General features: G+C 70.1%; 17 protein-coding genes and 1 pseudogene. 16 read left to right on the top strand and 2 right to left on the bottom strand.

All coding sequences use genetic code 11. The features are described 5' to 3' along the window. Positions 1–57 precede the first annotated feature (57 nt). Positions 58–1,503 (top strand): glycoside hydrolase family 1 protein, encoded by a 1,446-nt coding sequence (locus tag G448_RS0104665; RefSeq protein ID WP_026407053.1) that lies wholly within the window; start codon positions 58–60, stop codon positions 1,501–1,503. Positions 1,504–1,743: 240 nt separating this feature from the next. On the opposite strand, the pseudogene G448_RS17355 reads toward G448_RS0104665, so the two are convergent. After that, positions 1,744–2,680 (bottom strand): annotated as a pseudogene (locus G448_RS17355) (transposase); the annotation flags it as partial. Positions 2,681–2,875: 195 nt separating this feature from the next. Between G448_RS17355 and G448_RS0104660 the strand changes: the two are divergent. Further along, a complete protein-coding gene (locus G448_RS0104660) occupies positions 2,876–3,577 on the top strand; it encodes a hypothetical protein (RefSeq protein ID WP_026407052.1) in 702 nt (233 codons plus the stop codon). Positions 3,578–3,733: 156 nt separating this feature from the next. Here G448_RS0104660 and purT read toward each other — a convergent pair whose 3' ends face one another. Next, on the bottom strand, positions 3,734–4,999 hold the full coding sequence (gene purT / locus G448_RS0104655; RefSeq protein ID WP_026407051.1) for a formate-dependent phosphoribosylglycinamide formyltransferase: 1,266 nt from the start codon (positions 4,997–4,999) through the stop codon (positions 3,734–3,736). 107 nt (positions 5,000–5,106) lie between these two features. Between purT and rapZ the strand changes: the two genes are divergently transcribed. From rapZ to der, 14 genes are all read left to right on the top strand, one after another. After that, complete coding sequence (gene rapZ / locus G448_RS0104650; protein ID WP_026407050.1) at positions 5,107–6,096, top strand: RNase adapter RapZ; 990 nt, start codon at positions 5,107–5,109, stop codon at positions 6,094–6,096. A gap of 6 nt (positions 6,097–6,102) precedes the next feature. Continuing rightward, positions 6,103–7,116 (top strand): gluconeogenesis factor YvcK family protein, encoded by a 1,014-nt coding sequence (locus G448_RS0104645; protein WP_026407049.1) that lies wholly within the window; start codon positions 6,103–6,105, stop codon positions 7,114–7,116. A 35-nt stretch (positions 7,117–7,151) separates the two neighbouring features. Beyond that, a complete protein-coding gene (gene whiA / locus G448_RS0104640) occupies positions 7,152–8,132 on the top strand; it encodes a DNA-binding protein WhiA (RefSeq protein ID WP_026407048.1) in 981 nt (326 codons plus the stop codon). Between the two features lie 321 nt (positions 8,133–8,453). Further along, a complete protein-coding gene (gene gap, locus G448_RS0104635) occupies positions 8,454–9,458 on the top strand; it encodes a type I glyceraldehyde-3-phosphate dehydrogenase (RefSeq protein ID WP_026407047.1) in 1,005 nt (334 codons plus the stop codon). Between the two features lie 173 nt (positions 9,459–9,631). Continuing rightward, complete coding sequence (locus tag G448_RS0104630; RefSeq protein ID WP_026407046.1) at positions 9,632–10,825, top strand: phosphoglycerate kinase; 1,194 nt, start codon at positions 9,632–9,634, stop codon at positions 10,823–10,825. A gap of 6 nt (positions 10,826–10,831) precedes the next feature. Continuing rightward, entirely contained in the window at positions 10,832–11,611 is a 780-nt protein-coding gene (tpiA, locus tag G448_RS0104625) for a triose-phosphate isomerase (RefSeq protein ID WP_026407045.1), read from the top strand. 208 nt (positions 11,612–11,819) lie between these two features. After that, the gene (secG, locus tag G448_RS0104620; RefSeq protein WP_026407044.1) at positions 11,820–12,062 is read left to right on the top strand and encodes a preprotein translocase subunit SecG; all 243 of its coding nucleotides are present in this window, start codon (positions 11,820–11,822) and stop codon (positions 12,060–12,062) included. Between the two features lie 88 nt (positions 12,063–12,150). Further along, the gene (locus tag G448_RS0104615) at positions 12,151–13,116 is read left to right on the top strand and encodes a site-specific tyrosine recombinase XerD (RefSeq protein WP_026407043.1); all 966 of its coding nucleotides are present in this window, start codon (positions 12,151–12,153) and stop codon (positions 13,114–13,116) included. A 107-nt stretch (positions 13,117–13,223) separates the two neighbouring features. Further along, positions 13,224–14,099 (top strand): ParA family protein, encoded by an 876-nt coding sequence (locus G448_RS0104610; RefSeq protein WP_026407042.1) that lies wholly within the window; start codon positions 13,224–13,226, stop codon positions 14,097–14,099. Further along, positions 14,089–14,955 (top strand): segregation and condensation protein A, encoded by an 867-nt coding sequence (locus G448_RS0104605; protein ID WP_026407041.1) that lies wholly within the window; start codon positions 14,089–14,091, stop codon positions 14,953–14,955. The genes G448_RS0104610 and G448_RS0104605 overlap by 11 nt, the downstream gene beginning before the upstream one ends. Then, positions 14,952–15,587, top strand: a complete 636-nt coding sequence (gene scpB, locus G448_RS0104600; RefSeq protein WP_026407040.1) for an SMC-Scp complex subunit ScpB — start codon at positions 14,952–14,954, stop codon at positions 15,585–15,587. Before G448_RS0104605 ends, scpB begins: the two co-directional genes overlap by 4 nt. Beyond that, complete coding sequence (locus tag G448_RS0104595; RefSeq protein ID WP_026407039.1) at positions 15,584–16,516, top strand: pseudouridine synthase; 933 nt, start codon at positions 15,584–15,586, stop codon at positions 16,514–16,516. Before scpB ends, G448_RS0104595 begins: the two co-directional genes overlap by 4 nt. Further along, the gene (locus G448_RS0104590; RefSeq protein WP_026407038.1) at positions 16,513–17,682 is read left to right on the top strand and encodes a prephenate dehydrogenase; all 1,170 of its coding nucleotides are present in this window, start codon (positions 16,513–16,515) and stop codon (positions 17,680–17,682) included. Before G448_RS0104595 ends, G448_RS0104590 begins: the two co-directional genes overlap by 4 nt. Before the next feature lie 213 nt (positions 17,683–17,895). Beyond that, positions 17,896–20,055: a bifunctional cytidylate kinase/GTPase Der gene (gene der / locus G448_RS0104585; RefSeq protein ID WP_026407037.1), complete on the top strand. Its 2,160-nt coding sequence runs from the start codon at positions 17,896–17,898 to the stop codon at positions 20,053–20,055. The last annotated feature ends 103 nt before the right edge of the window (positions 20,056–20,158 follow it).

Below are 20,158 nucleotides of genomic sequence, written 5' to 3'. Positions count from 1 at the left end.
GGGATTCGACTCCGATCAGGATATTCGAACAGCGAGTGAGATGAGAGGAGCAGCATCATGACTGTCGGGGCGCAGACGGCACAGCCGGCCCGGTCGGCCCGTTTCCCGGAGGGTTTCCTGTGGGGCGGTGCCACCGCCGCCAACCAGATCGAGGGGGCCTACGCCGAAGGCGGCAAGGGACTGTCAGTCCAGGACGTCATGCCGCGGGGCATCATGGCCCCGCCCACCGACGTCCCCACACCGGATAACCTCAAGCTCGAGGCGATCGACTTCTACCACCGCTATGCCGAGGACATCGCCCTGCTGGCGGAGATGGGCTTCACGGTCTTCCGCTTCTCCATCGCCTGGAGCCGCATCTTCCCGCTCGGCGACGAGACCGAGCCCAACGAGGAGGGTCTGGCCTTCTACGACCGGGTTCTCGACGAGCTCGAGAAGCACGGGATCGAGCCGCTGGTCACCATCAGCCACTACGAGACCCCGCTGCACCTGGCGCGCACCTACGACGGCTGGACCGACCGCCGCCTCATCGGCTTCTTCGAGCGCTACGCCCGCACCCTGTTCGAGCGCTACGGCAAGCGGGTCACGTACTGGCTGACCTTCAATGAGATCAACTCCGTGCTCCACGAGCCCTTCCTGTCCGGCGGCATCGCCACGCCCAAGGACAGGCTCAGCGAGCAGGACCTCTACCAGGCCATCCACCACGAGCTCGTCGCCTCCGCGGCCGTCACGAAGATCGCCCACGAGATCAACCCCGGCATCCGGGTCGGCTGCATGATCCTGGCCGTGCCCACCTACCCGCTGACCCCCGACCCCCGGGACGTGTGGGCGGCCAAGCAGGCCGAGCGCGCCAACGACGCCTTCGGGGACCTCCACGTGCGCGGCGAGTACCCCGGCTACCTGCTGCGCACCCTGCGGGACAAGGGCATCGAGCTGGAGATCACCGAGGAGGACCGCGCGCTGCTGCGGGAGCACACCGTCGACTTCGTCTCCTTCTCCTACTACATGTCCGTGTGCGAGACCGTCACCCGGCCGGCCGAGGCCGGCCGGGGCAATCTCATGGGCGGCGTCCCCAACCCCACCCTCGAGGCCTCCGAGTGGGGATGGCAGATCGACCCGCAGGGCCTGCGCACCATCCTGAACGACTACTGGGACCGCTGGGGCAAGCCCCTGTTCATCGTCGAGAACGGCCTGGGGGCCGAGGACGTCCTCGTTGACGGCCCGGGCGGCCCCACGGTGGAGGACGATTACCGCATCTCCTACATGAACGATCACCTGGTCCAGGTCGCCGAGGCCATCGCCGACGGAGTCCAAGTCCTGGGCTACACCTCCTGGGGCTGCATCGACCTGGTCTCGGCCTCCACCGCCCAGATGTCCAAGCGCTACGGCTTCATCTACGTGGATCGCGACGACGACGGAAGCGGTACGCTCGCCCGGTACCGCAAGAAGTCCTTCGACTGGTACAAGGAGATCATCGCCTCCAACGGCGGCTCGCTGCGCCTCTGAGCGATCCGGCCCCGCCGAGATGCTCTTTCCATAATCTTTTGTTGTATCCAAACGGGTTCTTCGGGGTTGGGGTGTGGTCGGGGTCTGGATCCGCTGGTTTCGGGCGGTGGTCTGGTGATGTGGTTGGTGGGGCTTGTGGATCCGGGTGCTGAGTCGCGTAGGTGCTCGAGGCGGTCGTTGATCGTCTCGGTCGGTTTGTTGGGTGTGCCGGGCCGCTCGAGGTGGGCCAGCACCTCGAGCGGCCCGATTCTCGAGCGTCCTGCCCAGGGCGATGATCTCGGCCGGCGGCTCGGGCGCTTTGCTGATCGAGTTGATCGGCCTGACCATCGGTGCGCGTCCCCGGCGGCGATCGGCGTGCCGGTAGGCCGCGACCACCCGCCGGTGGACCGACCATGCGACCTCACCCCCGACGCGGGCATCGACGGCGAGCAGCGCCTCGAGCCGGTCCTGCCGCTTGTCGGTGAGGACACCCGCGCCGGTGCGCAGGGTCGGCCGCGCGCGGTGGAGCGGATCGTCCTCGCGGCCCCGGCGCCCCGTGATCGCCCGCTGGATGCGGCGCCGGCACCGATCCAGGCCATCGCCTCCAAGGCCAACGACGTGGAAGGGGCCCATCACCGCGACCGCGTCAGGGAGCCCTCCAGTGGCAGCGGTCGTGAAGCCGGTCAAACCCACCCATCGCGACCACCTCCACCCGGTCGCGCCACGCCCGGGGTCGTTCGGCCGGCCGGGGCGAGCGATCAGCACCCGCTTCCCCTCGGCCAGGACCGCGTCATTCGCCGTACGCCACGCGACCCCGAGGCCCTCGGCGACACGGGCCACGGTCAGGTGCTGGTGCACGATGCCTCCCAGCGCCCACCGCAACCCACGTCGCGACAGCCTGACCCGCGGCTCGGCCGCACGACCAGCGTCCTGACACCCTACGCGCCCACAGCCGACTCACCGGCAACGGCGCAGGATCACCTCCAGCATGGCCGGCCACCACCCGAACCGCTCGCGCACCGCCCTTCCGAATCGCACCGTCACGCAGCACGCCCTCACAATCGCACCGGCGACACCACTGATCGGAACCAACGACGCACCAAACCAGCACCACGCAGCCGGGTCCGAGCCGCCGCCCCATGACCTCAAGACCAAGCCCATCGAACCGACAAAACGTGACCAGAACAGGCCAGAACAGGTCAGGTCAGGGCAAGCGAAGACAACATCAAGCAACATCGAGATCCCCCCCCGGGATGGACGACATCAGAACTCCCCCCCCCGGCAAACCTCGACCCCCACACCGACAACAACGCGCCAACCCCGACCACACCCACCAAACGCGAAAAGCCCCAAACACCGATTACGATCGTCTCTCCCGACAAAGGAGTCCGCATTGGAAACACTCCACGAGTTCGACAAGCGCATCGGGATGTTTCAGACCAACTCGGTCCCCGACGAACCGGTATTCGGGCTTCCTCCGTCGCTGGAGGAGAAGGTGGCACCGCGAGTCGGTTCGCTGCTGCCTTTCCACGGGGACACGATTGCGTACTTTCTCGACGACCAGGTCCGGGAACTCGTTGGATTGATCGCGAACGACCTCCATACTCGTTTCGGCGAGTCGCTGTCGCTGCCACTGCCAGTGGACATGGCGCACGTGACGCTCCATGATCTCCACGCCTCCCCGGACCGGGCGCAGGTGCGGCCGTCGGTGGAAGCCGGCACGGCGCGCGCGGCTGAGCTCGTCGCGCAAGCGCGCGAGATAGGTTCCATCCACACGATGTGCACTGCGGTCTTCAACTTGATGAACACGAGCGTCGTCATCGGGATCAGGGCCGCGAATGAGAACGAGCATCGCAAGCTGTTGACGACTCGGGGCATGTTCGACGAGATCGTTCCCTCCGAACCGTTCACACCCCACATCACTCTCGCCTACTACCGACCGGCGATGCCCGTGCCGCTGCCTCCGAACGAATTCCGTGACGCGCTCGGCGAGTTGACAGGGCGCGTCACGGGCAATCCCGTTGCGCTCGCACCCGAGCGCCTGCACGCCATGCGCTTCGACTCGATGGCCAACTACTGGGCGGTTCAGTGGTGAGGTCAACCGGAATACCCGATACGTTCGTCGGGAAGAGCGCCGACGCGGGGACGGGTCCCTCAGGGGCGCGGCGGGCCGCAGTCGCCGGCCTCGGCTCGACATGCCCCATCGCGCGGAGACGTCGATTTCGACGGCGCTGAGGCGCTGAGCCGCGGCCTACTCGGTGATCGTGACGGCGGCGGCCGCGGAGCGCGCCCGCTCGCGAGCCGTCGTCACGTCGTCGCCGGCCACCACGGCCACCGCCATGCGCCGGCCCGGGTGCGCCTCGGGCTTGCCGAAGACGTGCAGATCCGCCCCGGGCACGGCCAGGGCCTCGACCACGCCCAGCACGCGGGCACCGTGATCGCGGTCGATCTGCCGATCGGCCCTGACCACGGCCGAGGCGGCGGGGGAGCGCAGCGACGTGTCCACCGGCAGCCCCAGCAGGGCCCGGGCGTGCAGCTCGAACTCGCTCAGGCGCTGACTCGCCAGAGTGACCAGTCCCGTGTCGTGGGGCCTGGGGGAGACCTCCGAGAACAGCACCTCCTGGCCTCGTACGAACAGCTCGACCCCGAACAGTCCCCAGCCGCCGAGGGCGTCCGTGACCGCGGACGCCACCCGCCGGGCTCTCCCCAGAGCGGTGGGCGGCAGGGACTGCGGCTGCCAGGACTCGATGTAGTCGCCGGCCTCCTGGCGGTGCCCGATCGGCTCGCAGAAGCTCGTCGCCGTCCGACCGGTGCGCGGGTCGCGCGAGCGCACGGTCAGCAGCGTGATCTCGGTGTCGAAGTCGACGAAGGCCTCGACGATGACGCGTCCGCGGTCCACCCGTCCGCCCTCGGCCGCACGGCGCCAGCCCGCCACGACGTCGTCTGGGGAGCGGAGCAGCGACTGCCCGTGCCCGGAGGAGGACATGACCGGCTTGACGACGCAGGGGAAGCCGACCCGCTCGGCCCCGGCCGCGAGCTCGGCCGGACTGGAGGCGAAGGCGTAGGGGCTGGTGGGCAGCCCCAGCTCCTCGGCCGCCAGACGACGGATCCCCTCACGGTTCATCGTCAGCTGCGCCGCGCGGGCCGTCGGAACCACCCGCGCCCGACCGGCCTGCTCCAGGGACACGAGCGCGTCGGTGGCCAGGGCCTCGATCTCGGGCACGACGATGCTCGCGCCGGTGGAGACGACGGCGGCTCCCAGGGCGTCGGCGTCGGACATGTCCACCGTCAGGGCGTTGTGCGCCACCTGCTGGGCGGGGGCGCCGTCGTAGCGGTCGATGGCGGTGACCTCCGCCCCGAGCCGCATGAGGGCGATCGCCACCTCCTTGCCGATCTCCCCCGAGCCCAGGAGCGCCACGCGGGTGGCCGACGGCGTCCACGGCGTTCCCATGACAGGGGGAGTGGGGCGGTCGACGCTGATGGTGCCGGCGGCGGTCGTGGGAATCTCGGCGGTCATGAGTATCTCCCGGGAGGGGCGGGGACGAGGTCGCATCAGCGACAACGCTACCCACGGCCGCCCGCGGCGCGCCCCGATGGCCCCGCCGGGCGTGCCATGCTAGACGCATGGACGCCCATCGCCCGCCCGCCGTCAACTCCGCCCGCGACCCGGCCAGGGGGCGCGATCCCCTACGGGATACCGTGCCCTCCTTCATCCCCGCGATCGATGACGCGGCCCCGCCCATACCGCCGGCGAAGCGTCCCGAGGTGCTCATCGTCACCGGTTTGTCGGGCGCCGGTCGCTCCCGAGCCGCGAATGCGCTGGAGGATTTGGACTGGTACGTCATCGACAACCTCCCGCCCCAGCTGCTGCCGGCCATGGCGGGCATGATGACGACGGTCGGCGCGGGCGTCCACCGCCTGGCGGCCGTGGTCGATGTGCGCAGCCGCGAGTTCTTCGCCTCCTTCATGCAGTACCTCGGGCAGCTGCGCGAGTCCGGGATCTCGCTGCGCCTCATCTTCCTGGACGCCTCCGACTCCGTCCTCATACGACGTTTCGAGTCCTCCCGGCGCCCCCACCCGCTGCAGGGCACGGGCTCGATCCTGGACGGCATCGAGCACGAGCGCACCCTGCTGGCTGGCCTGAAGGCCCAGGCCGATGACGTCATCGACACCACCGACTACTCGGTCCACGACCTGGCGCGGCACGTGCGGGAGCTGGTCGCCACCGAGTCCGAGCTGGCGCTGCAGGTGACGGTGATGTCCTTCGGCTTCAAGTACGGCCTGCCCATGGACGCCGACCACGTCCTGGACGTGCGCTTCATCCCCAACCCCTACTGGGTCACCGAGCTGCGCCACCTCACCGGCCGCGACGCGCCCGTGGCCGAGTACGTCTTCCGGCAGGACGGGGCCGCCGCCTTCGTCGACGGCTACGCGGCCCTGCTCATCCCCGCCCTGCCCTCCTACATCAAGGAGCTCAAGCCGAACGTGACGATCGCGGTGGGGTGCACCGGCGGCAAGCACCGATCCGTGGCATCGGCCGAGCGGATCGCGGGGCACCTGCGCGCCGCCGGTTTCAAGGTCTCCGCCCAGCACCGCGACCTGGGGCGGGAGTGAGCATTCATGAGCACGCACTCCCACTCCATGCTCGACTCCGCCGGCTGGCCGCGCCGCGGCGAGGACGGACCGGCGGTCGTGGCGCTCGGCGGAGGACATGGCCTGTCGGCGACGCTGCGGGCGCTGCGTCACGTCACCCACCGCCTCACGGCCGTCGTCACGGTCGCCGACGACGGCGGATCCTCCGGGCGCCTGCGTCGCGAGTTCGACTGCCTGCCGCCCGGCGACCTGCGCATGGCCCTGGCGGCGCTGACCGACGACTCCGAATGGGGTCTGACCTGGCGCGACGTGCTCCAGCACCGCTTCGCCGGCGAGGGGGAGTTGGACAACCACGCCCTGGGCAACCTGCTCATCCTCGCGCTGTGGCAGCTGCTCGGCGACGAGGTGGAGGGCCTCGACTGGGTCGGGCGACTCCTGGCGATCCATGGGCGAGTGGTTCCCATGAGCGCCTCGCCGCTGGTCATCGAGGCCGACATCGTCGATGACGCCCGTCGGAGACGGGTGCGGGGGCAGGTGGCCGTGGCCACTGAGCGAGGCCGGATGGAGAACGTGGGCGTCGTCCCCGCCGATGCCGATGCTCATCCCGAGGCGCTGCGGGCCATCGCCGAGGCGGACTGGGCGGTGCTGGGGCCCGGCTCCTGGTACACCTCGGTCCTGCCCCATCTGATCCTGCCCTCCATGCGACGGGCCCTGGAGAGCACGAAGGCGCTCAAGGCCGTCGTGCTCAACCTGTCCCCGCAGCGCGGTGAGACCGATGGAATGACCTCCGCGGATCACCTGCGCGTGCTCAACGAGTACGCGCCGGAGCTGCGACTGGATGTCGTCATCGCCGACCCGAGCGTCGTGGAGGACGTCGATGATCTGGCGACCGTCGCGGGGCGGCTCGGCGCAGTCGTCGTCCTGCGTCAGGTGCGCACGGGCGAGACCCTGTGCAACCATGACCCCTTACGCCTGGCCGCCGCCTTCCGCGACGCCTTCGACGGCGTGATGGGCGACGTCGCCTGGACCCCGGCGGACTGACCGTCCGCCTCCGCTGACCGAGGAGGTTCCCCGCCATGTCACTGACAGTGGCCGTCAAGGACGAGCTCGCGCGCGTGGCCGCTCAGAACGCTGCCCAGCGGCGCGCGGAGGTCGCCTCCATGCTCCGCTTCTCGGGCGGGCTGCACATCGTCTCGGGCAGGATCGTGGTCGAGGCCGAGCTCGACCACGGCGGAGCGGTGCGGCGACTCCATCGCGAGCTGCGCGACCTGTTCTCCATGGAACCCGAGGTCATCGTGGTCCAGTCCGGCTCTCTTCACCGCGGCAACCACTACGTGCTGCGCGTGACCGATCGTGGCAGGGACCTGGCGCGCCTGACCGGACTCGTCGATGGGCGGGGACGGCCGGTGCGCGGCATGCCGGTCGCCGTCGTCCAGGGCGGGCGCAACGCCTCGGCCGCCGCCTGGCGCGGAGCCTTCCTCGCACGCGGCTCACTGACCGAGCCCGGACGCTCCTCCTCCCTGGAGGTCACCTGCCCCGGGAGTGAGGCCGCCCTGGCGCTGGTCGGCGCGGCCCGGCGCTTCGACATCGCCGCCAAGGCCCGCGAGGTGCGCGGGGCCGATCGGGTCGTCGTGCGCGACGGCGAGGCCATCGGCGTCCTGCTGGAGAAGATGGGGGCCGTCGAGGCCTTCGCGTCCTGGGGCGAGCGCCGCTCCCGCAGGGAGACGCGTGGAACGGCCAACCGGTTGGCCAACTTCGACGACGCCAACCTGCGACGCTCCGCCCGTGCCGCCGTCGCGTCGGGCGCGCGCGTCGAGAGGGCCTTCGAGATCCTGGGCGAGGACATCCCCGACCACCTGGTGCAGGCGGGGCGCCTGCGCGTCAAGCACAAGCAGGCGAGCCTGGAGGAGCTCGGCCAGCTCTCCGACCCCCAGCTGACCAAGGACGCCGTCGCGGGACGCATCCGGCGGCTGCTCGCCATGGCGGACAAGCGTGCCCGCGAGTTGGGCGTTCCCGACACCGAGTCCGCACTGACCCAGGACATGCTCGACATGTGAGACCGCGGGCGGGGATCGGCCGCGGGACCGCCTTCGAGACGCACGGCCCCGGTCCCGGGCTCTCACCAGTCGACCGGTCGCGTTGATCATGGGACGTGAGTCCCGTCCCCGAGTGTCAAACGTATGCCAGATCACGCGCGCCCCTCGTCGTCGACCACCTGTTCGCCCATGGCGTGGTCGCTGCTCGCGTGAGGCGAGTCGCGAACGCTACACTCCCCAGTGTCGGAGCGCAGAGGCGTCCGCCCCAGCGGTCCGGGGCACACCCAGGTGTGCGAAGACACGAACAGCGTGCGCCGTACCGGCGTACTAGGAGGACCCAAAGTGACCACCCGCGTTGGTATCAACGGCTTCGGTCGTATCGGCCGCAATTTCTTCCGCGCCGCCCTCGAGCAGAAGGCGGACCTCGAGGTCGTGGCGGTCAACGACCTGACGGACAACAAGACCCTCGCTCACCTGCTCAAGTACGACTCCATCCTCGGCCGTTTCAACGGTGAAGTCTCCTACGATGACGACGGCATCGTCGTCGACGGCAAGCACATCAAGGTCCTCGCCCACCGCGACCCCGCCGAGCTGCCCTGGGGCGACCTGGGCGTCGAGGTCGTCGTCGAGTCCACCGGTTTCTTCACCGACGGCGAGAAGGCCAAGGCCCACCTCGACGGCGGCGCCAAGAAGGTCGTCATCTCCGCCCCGGCCAAGAACGTCGACGGCACCTTCGTCATCGGTGTCAACGAGGCGAGCTACGACCCGGCCACGATGAACATCGTGTCCAACGCCTCCTGCACCACCAACTGCCTCGCCCCGCTGGCCAAGGTCCTCAACGACAAGTTCGGGATCGTCCGGGGAATCATGACGACGGTGCACTCCTACACGGGCGATCAGCGCATCCTCGACGCCCCCCACAAGGATCTGCGACGCGCTCGCGCCGCCGCCCTGTCCATGATCCCGACCAAGACCGGCGCGGCTCAGGCCGTCGCCCTGGTCATTCCCGAGCTCAAGGGCAAGTTCGACGGCCTGGCCGTCCGCGTTCCCACCCCGACCGGTTCCCTGACGGACCTCACCTTCCAGGCCGAGAAGGAGGTCTCCGTCGACTCCGTCAAGGCCGCCGTCAAGGAGGCGGCCGAGGGCTCGCTCAAGGGCATCCTGGCGTACACCGAGGACCCGATCGTCTCCTCCGACATCGTGGGAGACTCGCACTCGTCGATCTTCGACGCCAACGAGACCAAGGTCATCGGCGACCTCGTCAAGGTCCTGTCCTGGTACGACAACGAGTGGGGCTACTCCAACCGCCTCGTCGACCTGACCGAGTACGTCGCCGAGCGCCTCTGAGCACACCGGTGAGCACAATGCTCCGCTGAGACTGCGCCCGCGCACGCCACTGCGTGCGCGGGCGCAGTCCGTCGGGTCCGGCGCTGCCCGCCATCGGCGCCGGGTCCCTCCCGGTCCGGGCGTATCGGACCGGGGTCCCTCCGCCAGTCACCACCACCGATGAGAGGCTTCGTATGAAAACCATCGAGTCCCTGGGCGACCTCAAGGGCAAGCGCGTCCTGGTCCGCTCCGACTTCAACGTCCCGCTCGACGCCGACAAGAACATCACCGACGACGGTCGCATCCAGGCCGCCCTGCCGACCCTCAGGACCCTCCTCGACGCCGGTGCCAAGGTCATCATCGTCGCGCACCTGGGACGTCCCAAGGGCAAGGTCAACCCCGACTACTCGCTGGCCCCGGTCGCCGAGCGCCTGGCCGAGGTCACCGGCGTCAAGGTCACCCTCGCCGAGGACACTGTGGGAGAGTCCGCCAGGGCTGCTGTCGCGGCCCTGGAGCCGGGGAATATCGTCCTGCTGGAGAACGTGCGCTTCAATGCCGCCGAGACCTCCAAGGACGACGCCGAGCGCGAGGCCTTCGCCAGGGAGCTGGCCGCCCTGGGCGACGTCTTCGTCTCCGACGGCTTCGGCGTCGTCCACCGCAAGCAGGCGTCCGTCTACGACGTCGCCAAGCTTCTGCCGGCCGCGGCGGGCCTCCTCGTGGGCAAGGAGATCGAGTCCCTGGGCAGGGCCGTCAACAACCCCGAGCGGCCGTACACCGTGGTCCTGGGCGGCTCGAAGGTCTCCGACAAGCTCGGCGTCATCGCCAACCTCCTGGGCAAGGCCGACCGCCTTCTCATCGGCGGCGGCATGGCCTACACCTTCCTGGTGGCCCAGGGGTATGAGGTCGGAACCTCACTGCTCGAGAAGGACCAGGTCGATACCGTCAAGGGCTACCTGGCTACGGCCAAGGAGCGCGGCGTCGAGCTTCTTCTGCCGATCGACACCGTCGTCGCACCCGAGTTCAAGGCCGACGCCCCCGCCACCATCGTGCCGTCCGATGCCATTCCGGCCGACCAGATGGGCCTGGACATCGGTCCCAGGACTCGCGAGCTCTTCGCCCAGGCCATTGCGTCCTCCAAGACGGTCGTGTGGAACGGTCCTATGGGAGTCTTCGAGTTCCCCGCATTCGCCGAGGGCACCAAGGCCGTGGCCAAGGCGATCTCGGAGTCCGACGCCTTCAGTGTCATCGGCGGCGGCGACTCCGCCGCCGCTGTGCGCACACTCGGCTTCGACGTATCCACGTTCTCCCACATCTCCACCGGGGGCGGCGCCTCCCTCGAGCTCCTCGAGGGTAAGACCCTGCCCGGCATCGCTGTTCTGGAAGGCTGATCGACTATGACGAATCGTATCCCGCTCATGGCGGGCAACTGGAAGATGAACCTCGACCACCTCGAGGCCAACCACCTGGTCCAGGGCCTGGCCATGGCCCTGAAGGACGACGACCATGACTACGCCAAGTGCGAGGTCCTGGTCATTCCCCCCTTCACCGACATCCGCACCGTCCAGACGATCGTCGACGCCGACGGGCTCGACATCGCGTACGGCGCCCAGGACGTCTCGGTGCATGACAACGGCGCATACACCGGTGAGGTCTCCACCGCGATGCTCGCCAAGCTGGGCTGCACCTATGCGGTGATGGGACACTCCGAGCGTCGTGAGTACCACGGCGAGTCCGACGAGCTCGTGGGTGCGAAGGCCCGTAAGGTGCTGGACGCCGGCATGACCCCGATCCTGTGCTGCGGTGAGGCCCTGGAGATCCGCAAGGCCGGCACCCACGTCGAGTTCGTGCTCAACCAGATCCGTGCCGCCCTGAAGGGCTGGAGTCCCGCGGACGTCGCCAGGATCGTCATCGCCTATGAGCCCATTTGGGCCATCGGCACCGGCGAGACCGCCACCGCCGCCGACGCTCAGGAGGTCTGCCACGCGATCCGCGAGGCTCTGCGCGCCGACTTCGGCGATGCCATCGCGGACGCGACCCGCATCCTGTACGGCGGAAGCGCCAAGCCCGGCAACATCAAGGAGCTCATGGCCCAGAGCGACGTTGACGGAGCCCTGGTCGGCGGAGCCTCGCTCAAGGCCGACTCCTTCGCCGCGATGGCCAACTTCTACGCCTGAGCGCGCCCACGCGCCGAGCCCTTTCGGCGTGCACCGCATGCACCGAATGGGCTCGGTCGGAGTCGTGACCCGGGCTCAGCCGTCTCACACCCGAGAAGGCTGAGCCCGGTCCCGCGGATCGGGTAGAGTCCGGCACGGATCGGGCAGATCGCTGCCCCGCAAGAGCGCCTACCGGTTCGCGGAGGCGCGATAACGAAGGGAATACGGCGTGACTGCGCTGAGAATCGTCCTCCAGGTGCTCCTCGTCCTGTCGAGCTTCTTCCTGATCATGTCGATCCTGCTGCACAAGGGCAAGGGCGGCGGGCTGTCCGACATGTTCGGCGGCGGCATCTCCTCATCAGCCGGCTCCTCGGGCGTGGCCGAGCGCAACCTCAACCGCATCACGGTCGGCGTCGCCCTGCTGTGGTCCATCACGATCGTGGGCCTCGGGCTCGTCGCCAGGTTCGCCTGAGCACCACCGGGACACGACCACGACCTCCATCGCGACGGCGGACGCCGGGATCGACGCGGATTCGCGCGGGGACGCGCTTGAGCGGTCCCTGCGCGGGTACCTCGCCCATCTTCGCGTCGAGCGCGGCCTGAGTTCGAACACCCTGGCCGCCTACGAACGGGATCTGAGTCGTTATGCCGATTTTTTACGCGGACGGTCCACGATCCTCACCGATGTGAAAGAGACGGACGTCGCATCCTTCCTCGAGGCGCTGCGCACCGGGTCGGACGGGGGGCGGCCCCTGGCCGCCTCGTCGGCGGCGCGCACCGTCACCGCCGTGCGCGGTTTCCACCGCTTCCTTCTGGACGAGGGCCTGACCGAGGCCGATCCCGCAGCGCAGGTGCGCCCGCCGCAGGTGGGGCGGCGTCTGCCCAAGGCCCTCACCATCGACGAAGTAACCCGTCTGCTCGACGCCGCCTCGACCGGCGATGACGCGGTCAGCCTGCGGGATCGAGCCCTCCTCGAAGTCCTGTACGCCACGGGGGCGCGAATCTCGGAGGCCGTGGGCCTGGTCGTCGACGACCTCGACGAGGACTCCGGGTGCCTGCGCCTTTTCGGCAAGGGCCGCAAGGAGCGAGTCGTGCCCGTGGGCCAGTACGCCTGGGACGCCCTGGAGGCGTATCTGGTCCGAGGCAGACCCGAGCTGGCCGCCCGGGGCGGGGGGGCGCCGCAGGTCTTCCTCAACACCCTGGGCAGGCCCTTGTCGCGCCAGTCCGCCTGGGGCGCGCTCCGGCACGCCGCCGAGCGCGCCGGACTGACCGGCGCGGGCGAGGGCGGTGCCGATCATGCCGGTGATGGTGCTGGCGACGCGGACGCCCTGGAGGAGCTGCGCATCTCGCCCCACACCCTGCGTCATTCCTTCGCCACCCACCTGCTCGCAGGAGGCGCCGATGTTCGCGTGGTTCAGGAGATGCTCGGTCATGCCTCGGTGACGACCACCCAGATCTACACGAAGGTCACCGTCGACCACCTCCGGGAGGTCTATGCCACCAGCCACCCGCGCGCCCGCGGCTGATGAGACGTCACCGTCTCCTCCGCCGAGCGCGCGCCCGACCCGGTCCACGATCCGGCTATGGACACGCCCGCCACGGCTTACGAGCGGTTATCGACTAGGCTGCCGATGTGAGTGAGTCCAACCAGCCCGGCATGACCGACCAGTACTCCTCCGCGGATGAGCATGAGGAGAAGGTCTTCCCTGTCCCCGCGCCGCTGGAATCGCATGGCCCTGCGCGCGTGATCTCCATGTGCAACCAGAAGGGCGGGGTCGGCAAGACGACCACCACCATCAATCTCGGAGCGGCCCTGGCCGAGTGCGGTCGCCGGATTCTCGTCGTCGACTTCGATCCCCAGGGTGCCGCCAGCGCGGGTCTGGGCATCAACGCCCACGAGCTGGAGTCCACCGTCTACAGCCTGCTGGTCTCCGCCAGCCCGGATGTGCGCTCCATCATCCATCCCACATGCGTCGAGGGCCTGGACATCGTCCCGGCCAACATCGACCTGTCCGCCGCGGAGGTCCAGCTCGTCAACGAGGTCGCCCGCGAGCAGGCCCTGACCAGGGTCATCCGCCCGGTCATGGATGACTACGACGCCATCCTGGTGGACTGCCAGCCCTCTCTGGGACTGCTGACCATCAACGCTCTGACCGCCTCCCACGGCGTCATCATCCCGCTCGAGACCGAGTTCTTCGCTCTGCGCGGGGTCGCCCTGCTGGTGGAGACCGTGGACCGGGTTCGCGATCGTCTCAACCCCCGTCTGCAGATCGATGGAATTCTGGCCACCATGGTCGATCACCGCACCCTGCACTCCCGGGAGGTTCTCGAGCGTCTGGAGGACGCCTTCGGGGATCAGCTCTACGACACGCAGATCCGCAGGACCATCAAGTTCCCCGACGCCACCGTCGCCAGTGAGCCGATCACGAGCTATGCCCCGACCCATCCCGGTGCCGAGGCCTATCGTCGGCTCGCCAGGGAGGTCATCGCCCGCGGCAATGTCGCCTGAGGCGGACCCTGCGGTTCCAGCGGAAGCGGCAACCGTCCCGGGTACCGGAGCCGTGGACGGCGAGGAGGGCGCGACAACGCGCGTTCCCGGTTTCTCCGTCACCCTGCCCCAGTTCGAGGGACCCTTCGACCTGCTTCTGAGCCTGATCGCGCGCCGCCGCCTCGACGTGACCGAGCTCGCCCTGGCCGAGGTCACCGACGAGTTCATCGCGCATATGCGTTCCGATTGGGACCTGGGGCGGGCCAGCGAGTTCCTCGTCGTGGCATCGACTCTCCTGGCCCTCAAGGCCCATCGCCTTCTGCCACACGACTCCGAGGACGAGGAGGAGGACCTGGATCTCCTCGAGGCGAGGGATCTCCTGTTCGCAAGGCTGCTGCAGTACCGGGCCTACAAGCAGGCCGCCCGGCAGCTGTCCGACATGGCTTCCGCCGCCTCGCACAGCCATCCCCGCGTCGTCGGCCCGGCCCCCGAGCTCGCCGCGCTGCTGCCCCGGCTCGTGGCCACGGTCGACGCCACCGAGTTCGTCCATCTGGCGGCGCGCGCCTTCGCCCGCCCCGCGGAGCCCGGCATCCAGACCGTCCACCTTCACGAGCAGGTGCCCGTGGGCGAGCAGCTGAGTCTGATCGCGCTGCGCCTGCGGAGGCACGGCACCCTGACCTTCAGCGGCCTCATCGCCGATGCCGAGCGCACACCCGTTGTCGTGGCCCGCTTCCTGGCCCTTCTCATCCTGCATCGCCAGGGCAGTGTGAATCTCGACCAGACCGAGCCGATGAGGGAGATCACCGTGGCGTGGTGCGGCGGTCAGGACGATCCGGCGGGCATCATGTCCCCGGACATCGAGGAGGAGTTCGAATGAGTCGGAGCTCGCCCGCCCGGCAGGGGGATCAGCAGGGAGAATCGAGCATCGTGCCCGGAGACCGCCTGCGGTCCGCGGCCGAGGCGATCCTCGTCGTGGCCGATGAACCCGTCACCACCGCAGCGCTGTCCGAGGCTCTCGGACTGGAGGAGACCGCGACCGAGGAGCTCCTGGAGTCCCTGGCCGTGGAGTACAGCGGGCACGACGGCACCGGGCGGTCCCGGGGCTTCGTGCTGCGCCGCGCGGCGGGAGGATGGAGGCTCGCCTCGGCGCCGGAGTTCTCCGAGATCGTCGAGCGCTTCGTCGTCGGCGGGGCGACGGCCCGCCTGTCCCAGGCGGCTCTGGAGACCCTCGCCGTCATCGCCTACCGTCAGCCGGTCACCCGCGGTCGCGTCTCCGCCATCCGCGGCGTCAACGTTGATGGTGTCGTGCGCACCCTGCAGGCGCGCGGGCTCATCGAGGAGACCGGCACCGAGCCCAGCGGCGCGATCCTGTATCGCACGACCGGCGAGTTCCTGGAGTACCTGGGCGTGAACTCCTTGGAGGACCTGCCGCCCCTGGCCCCCTACCTGCCCGACGCCACGGTTCTGGACGACATTGAGAATGAGACGATCGAGAGGAGCCCGCGGTGAACGGCGATGAGCTCGACTTGACCGATCAGGAGTTCTACGACGAGGACGACCTGGAGGAGCCGGCGGAGCCGGGCCGGACCACCGGCGCCGAGGCGCCGGACGAGGATGCCGATCGTATCGCCGCCCGGCGCCACGCGGTCCGCGGTGGAGGCGACGACCCGCACGTCGCCGACGGCGAGCGCCTCCAGAAGGTGCTGGCCCGCGCCGGCCTCGGCTCGCGGCGCGCATGCGAGGCGCTCATCGCCTCGGGCCGGGTCAGTGTGGGCGGGGTGACCGTCACCGGGGCCGGGGTGCGGGTCGATCCCGCGACCCAGGAGATCCGGGTCGACGGCGCCCGCGTTCTGACCGACCCCGACGTCGTCACCGTCATGCTGCACAAGCCCGCCGGCATGGTCACGACCATGGAGGACCCGGGGGGACGTCCCACCGTCGGCGAGCAGGGGGCCCGTTGGGTGACCGAGCACGCCGATGAGCTGGAGTCTCCCGAGTCCATCAGGCTCGTGCACGTGGGGCGCCTGGACACCGAGACCGAGGGCCTGCTGCTGCTGTCCAACGACGGTGAGCTCGCGCACCGCCTCATGCACCCCAGCTATGAGATCGCCAAGACCTACGTGGCCATCGTGGAGGGTCGGGTGGAGCACTGGGTGCCGCGCAGGCTCAAGCGCGGTATCGAGCTCGACGACGGAGCGGTCCGTGCCGACCGCGTCGTCGTCAAGGACTCCGGACCCGCCGGCTCGATCGTCGAGATCACGCTCCACTCCGGCAGGAACCGCGTTGTGCGGCGCATGCTGGCCGCCGTCGATCACCCGGTGGTGCGTCTGGCCCGCACGCGGCTCGGGCCGTTGACGCTCGGCTCCCTGCGTCCGGGGCGGACACGGCGGCTCACCGGTGAGGAGATCACGGCCCTGCAGAGCGAGGTCGGGCTGTGAGCGGCCCCGACCGTCCCTCCGCCGGCACGCCCGCGTTCTCGACCCGAGGACCGATCCTCGTCGTGGGCACCGGCCTGCTGGGCACCTCCCTGGCCCTGGCCCTGACCGCCGCCGGCATCGAGGTGCACCTGTCCGACACCTCGCCCACATCTCTGGCCCTGGCCCGCGACATGGGGGCCGGGAGCGCGCGGACCGGTGATGATGCCGAACCGCGCATCGTCGTGGTCGCCACGCCGCCCGATGTCGCCGCGAGCGTCGTCCTGCGCGAGCTGGACCGCCATCCGGGTGCCGTGGTCACCGATGTCGCGTCCGTCAAGGACCGCGTCGCCGCCGAGGTCCGGGCTCGCGGGGGAGACGTCCGCCGTTACGTCGGCTCTCACCCGATGGCCGGGCGCGAGCGCTCCGGTGCCGCGGCAGCGGACTCCGATCTGTTCGCCGGGCGCCCCTGGGTGATCGTGGGGGAGGGATCCGACCCGGCCGCCGAGCTGGTGGTTCGCAATCTCGCTGTCGACGTCGGCGCCACCCCCGTGCGCATGACCGCCGCCGAGCACGACGCCGCGGTGGCGGCCGTCTCGCACATCCCCCAGCTGCTCAGCTCACTGCTCGCCGCGCGGCTGGAGCCCCTGCCCGAGGCCGCCCTGGCCCTGGCCGGGCAGGGGCTGCGCGACGCCACGCGCATCGCCGCCTCCGACCCGCGCCTGTGGGCGGCGATCGTCGTCGGCAATGCCGGACCGGTGACGGAGCTGCTGCGTGCCGTGCGCACCGACCTCGACGCTCTCATCGAGGGCATCTCCGCCGCCGCTCCGCCCCCCGGGTCCCCCGGGTACTCCGCTCCCGGCGGCGCCGGGGCCATCGCCCCGGGTGCGGTGGGCGCCGTCACCGACGTCATGAGCCGGGGCAATGCCGGAAGGGCGCGCATCCCCGGCAAGCACGGCGGAGCGCCGCGCCGCTATGCCGAGGTCCAGGTCCTCGTCCCGGACTCCGCCGGCGAGCTCGGGCGTCTCTTCTCCGATGTGGGAGAGGCCGGAGTCAACATCGAGGACTTCTCCCTGGAGCACTCGGCCGGACAGCGCGCGGGGCTCGCCATGCTCTCCGTCCGGCCATCATCGGCCCAGGACCTCCAGGAGGCACTGGATGCGAGGGGCTGGCGGGTCGTCTCCGGGTAGGATCCCGCCCTGGTCGGCCTCGTCCGGTCCTCGCGGAGGCGGCGCTCCCGGTCCTCGGCGCGCCGCGGCGAGTCACTGCGACGCCGGGGCGATCGGGCGCGACGGGTGCTGCGATCGCTCGCCGTCGTGCGCGATCTCATGGCAACGGTGTGTCGGGGGCGAGCGCCGCGTGTGGGAACCTTGGACGGGCTCATCGAGATCTGGAGGAAGCACATGGGAATCGTCGTCGCGATCGACGGGCCGAGCGGATCGGGCAAATCGACCGTCTCGAAGCGCGTCGCCTCCCGGCTCGGCCTGGCCTACCTCGACACCGGCGCCATGTACCGGGCCGCCGCCTGGTGGTGCGAGCACGAGGGCATCGACCTCGATCGCGCGGACGCCGTGGCGCGGGCGGTCGAGGCCATGCCCCTGGAGATGGGGCTGGATCCCGAGTCCCCGAGCGTCGTGTGCGGCGGGGAGGACGTCACCACAGCCATCCGCGACCCCCGCATCGCCACCGTCGTCTCCAGGGTCGCCACCAACCTCGACGTTCGCGCCGAGCTCGCCCGCCTCCAGCGCGAGCTCATCCACGCCGAGGCCACGGGCCTGCCCGGCGCCTTCTCCGACGGCGCCGGCGTCGTGGCCGAGGGCCGCGACATCACCACCGTCATCGCGCCCAACGCGGACGCGCGTCTGCTCGTCACCGCCAGCCAGGAGGCTCGACTCACCCGTCGCGCCGCCGATCTGGAGGCCGCGGGCAAGAGCGTCGACGCCGCCGCCCTGCGCGACCAAGTGCTCCGCAGGGATCGGGACGACGCCACCGTCTCCCAGTTCCTCACCGCTCCGGACGGCGTCACCCTCGTGGACACCTCCGACATGGATCTGCCGGAGACCGTCGAGCACGTCATCGCCCTGATCGAGAAGTCCCTCGATGAGGCCGCTGAGCGCGACCGCCGGGACGCGCTGCGCGCCGAGGCCCTGCGCGGGGGCCTGTCCGACTACGAGCTCGAGGAGGAGGACCTCGCCCTGCTGGACGGTCGGGCCGCCCCGGCCGCGGACTCCGTCCCGGAGGCCGGGCTGCCCGTCCTCGCTGTCGTCGGTCGGCCCAATGTCGGGAAGTCCACCCTGGTCAACCGGGTCCTGGGGCGTCGTGCGGCCGTGGTCCAAGACACTCCGGGCGTGACTCGCGATCGTGTCTCCTATCCTGCGGAGTGGGCGGGTCGCCGGTTCACCATCGTGGACACCGGCGGCTGGGAGACCGACGTGGCCGGGATGGACGCCGCCGTCGCCTCCCAGGCCGAGGCGGCCGTGGCCATGTCCGACGCCGTGGTGCTCGTCGTCGATGCCCGGGTCGGCATCACCGAGACCGACGCCCGAGTCGTGCGCCTGCTGCGCAGGTCCGGCAAGCCCGTCGTGCTGGCCGCCAACAAGGTGGACTCACCGGCCCAGGAGGGTGACGCCGCCGCCCTGTGGAACCTGGGGCTCGGCGAGCCGTACCCGGTCTCGGCGTTGCACGGGCGCGGCAGCGGCGAGGTTCTGGACGCGGCCATGAGCATCCTTCCCGAGGTCTCGGCCGTCGCGGGACCGGGGCCCGAGGACGGCCTTCACCGCATCGCCCTGGTGGGACGACCCAATGTCGGCAAGTCCTCCCTCCTCAACGCCATAGCCGGACGGGCGCGCGTGGTGGTCGATGATGCCGCCGGCACGACTCGCGATCCGGTTGACGAGGTCCTGGAGCTCGATGGGCGGACATGGGTCTTCGTGGACACCGCCGGCGTTCGTCGGCGTGTGCGGCAGGCTCGTGGCGCCGACTACTACGCCGTCCTGCGCACCCGGGGCGCCATAGAGAAGGCGGAGGTCGCCGTCGTCCTGCTGGACGCCTCCGAGCCGATCACCGAGCAGGACGTGCGGGTGATCCAGCAGGTGGTGGATGCCGGTCGCGCCCTCGTCCTGGTCAACAACAAGTGGGACCTGGTGGACGAGGAGCGCCGGAAGCTGCTGGCCCGGGAGAGCGAGCACGACCTGGCGCACGTGTCCTGGGCGCCGCGCATCAACCTCGCGGCGCGCACGGGCTGGCACACCAATCGTCTCGCACGGGCCCTGGACTCCGCCCTCGAGGGGTGGACCACGCGGATCCCGACCGGCCGGCTCAACGCCTTTCTCGGTGAGCTGCAATCCGCGACGCCGCACCCGCTGCGCGGCGGCAAGCAGCCCCGCATCCTCTTCGCCACCCAGGCGCAGACGGCACCGCCACGCATCGTCGTGTTCTCAACCGGTTTCCTGGATGCCGGATATCGCCGCTTCATCGAGCGGCGCCTGCGTGAGGAGTTCGGTTTCGTCGGCACACCCCTTCAGATCGGAGTGCGCGTGCGGGAGAAGCGCAAACGGCGCTGAGGGGAGCCGCAGCGTGCATCGAGAAACTGCATCTTGATGCTGCGGTCCTGTCCCCGGTCCAGCTCCGGGGTGAGCGGACTGCCCCAGCCGGCGCAGCGGCTCC

Source organism: Actinomyces gerencseriae DSM 6844, assembly GCF_000429265.1.
Classification (GTDB): domain Bacteria; phylum Actinomycetota; class Actinomycetes; order Actinomycetales; family Actinomycetaceae; genus Actinomyces; species Actinomyces gerencseriae.
Note: the sequence above shows the minus strand (reverse complement) of the source record. Positions and strands in the feature narration are given on the sequence as shown.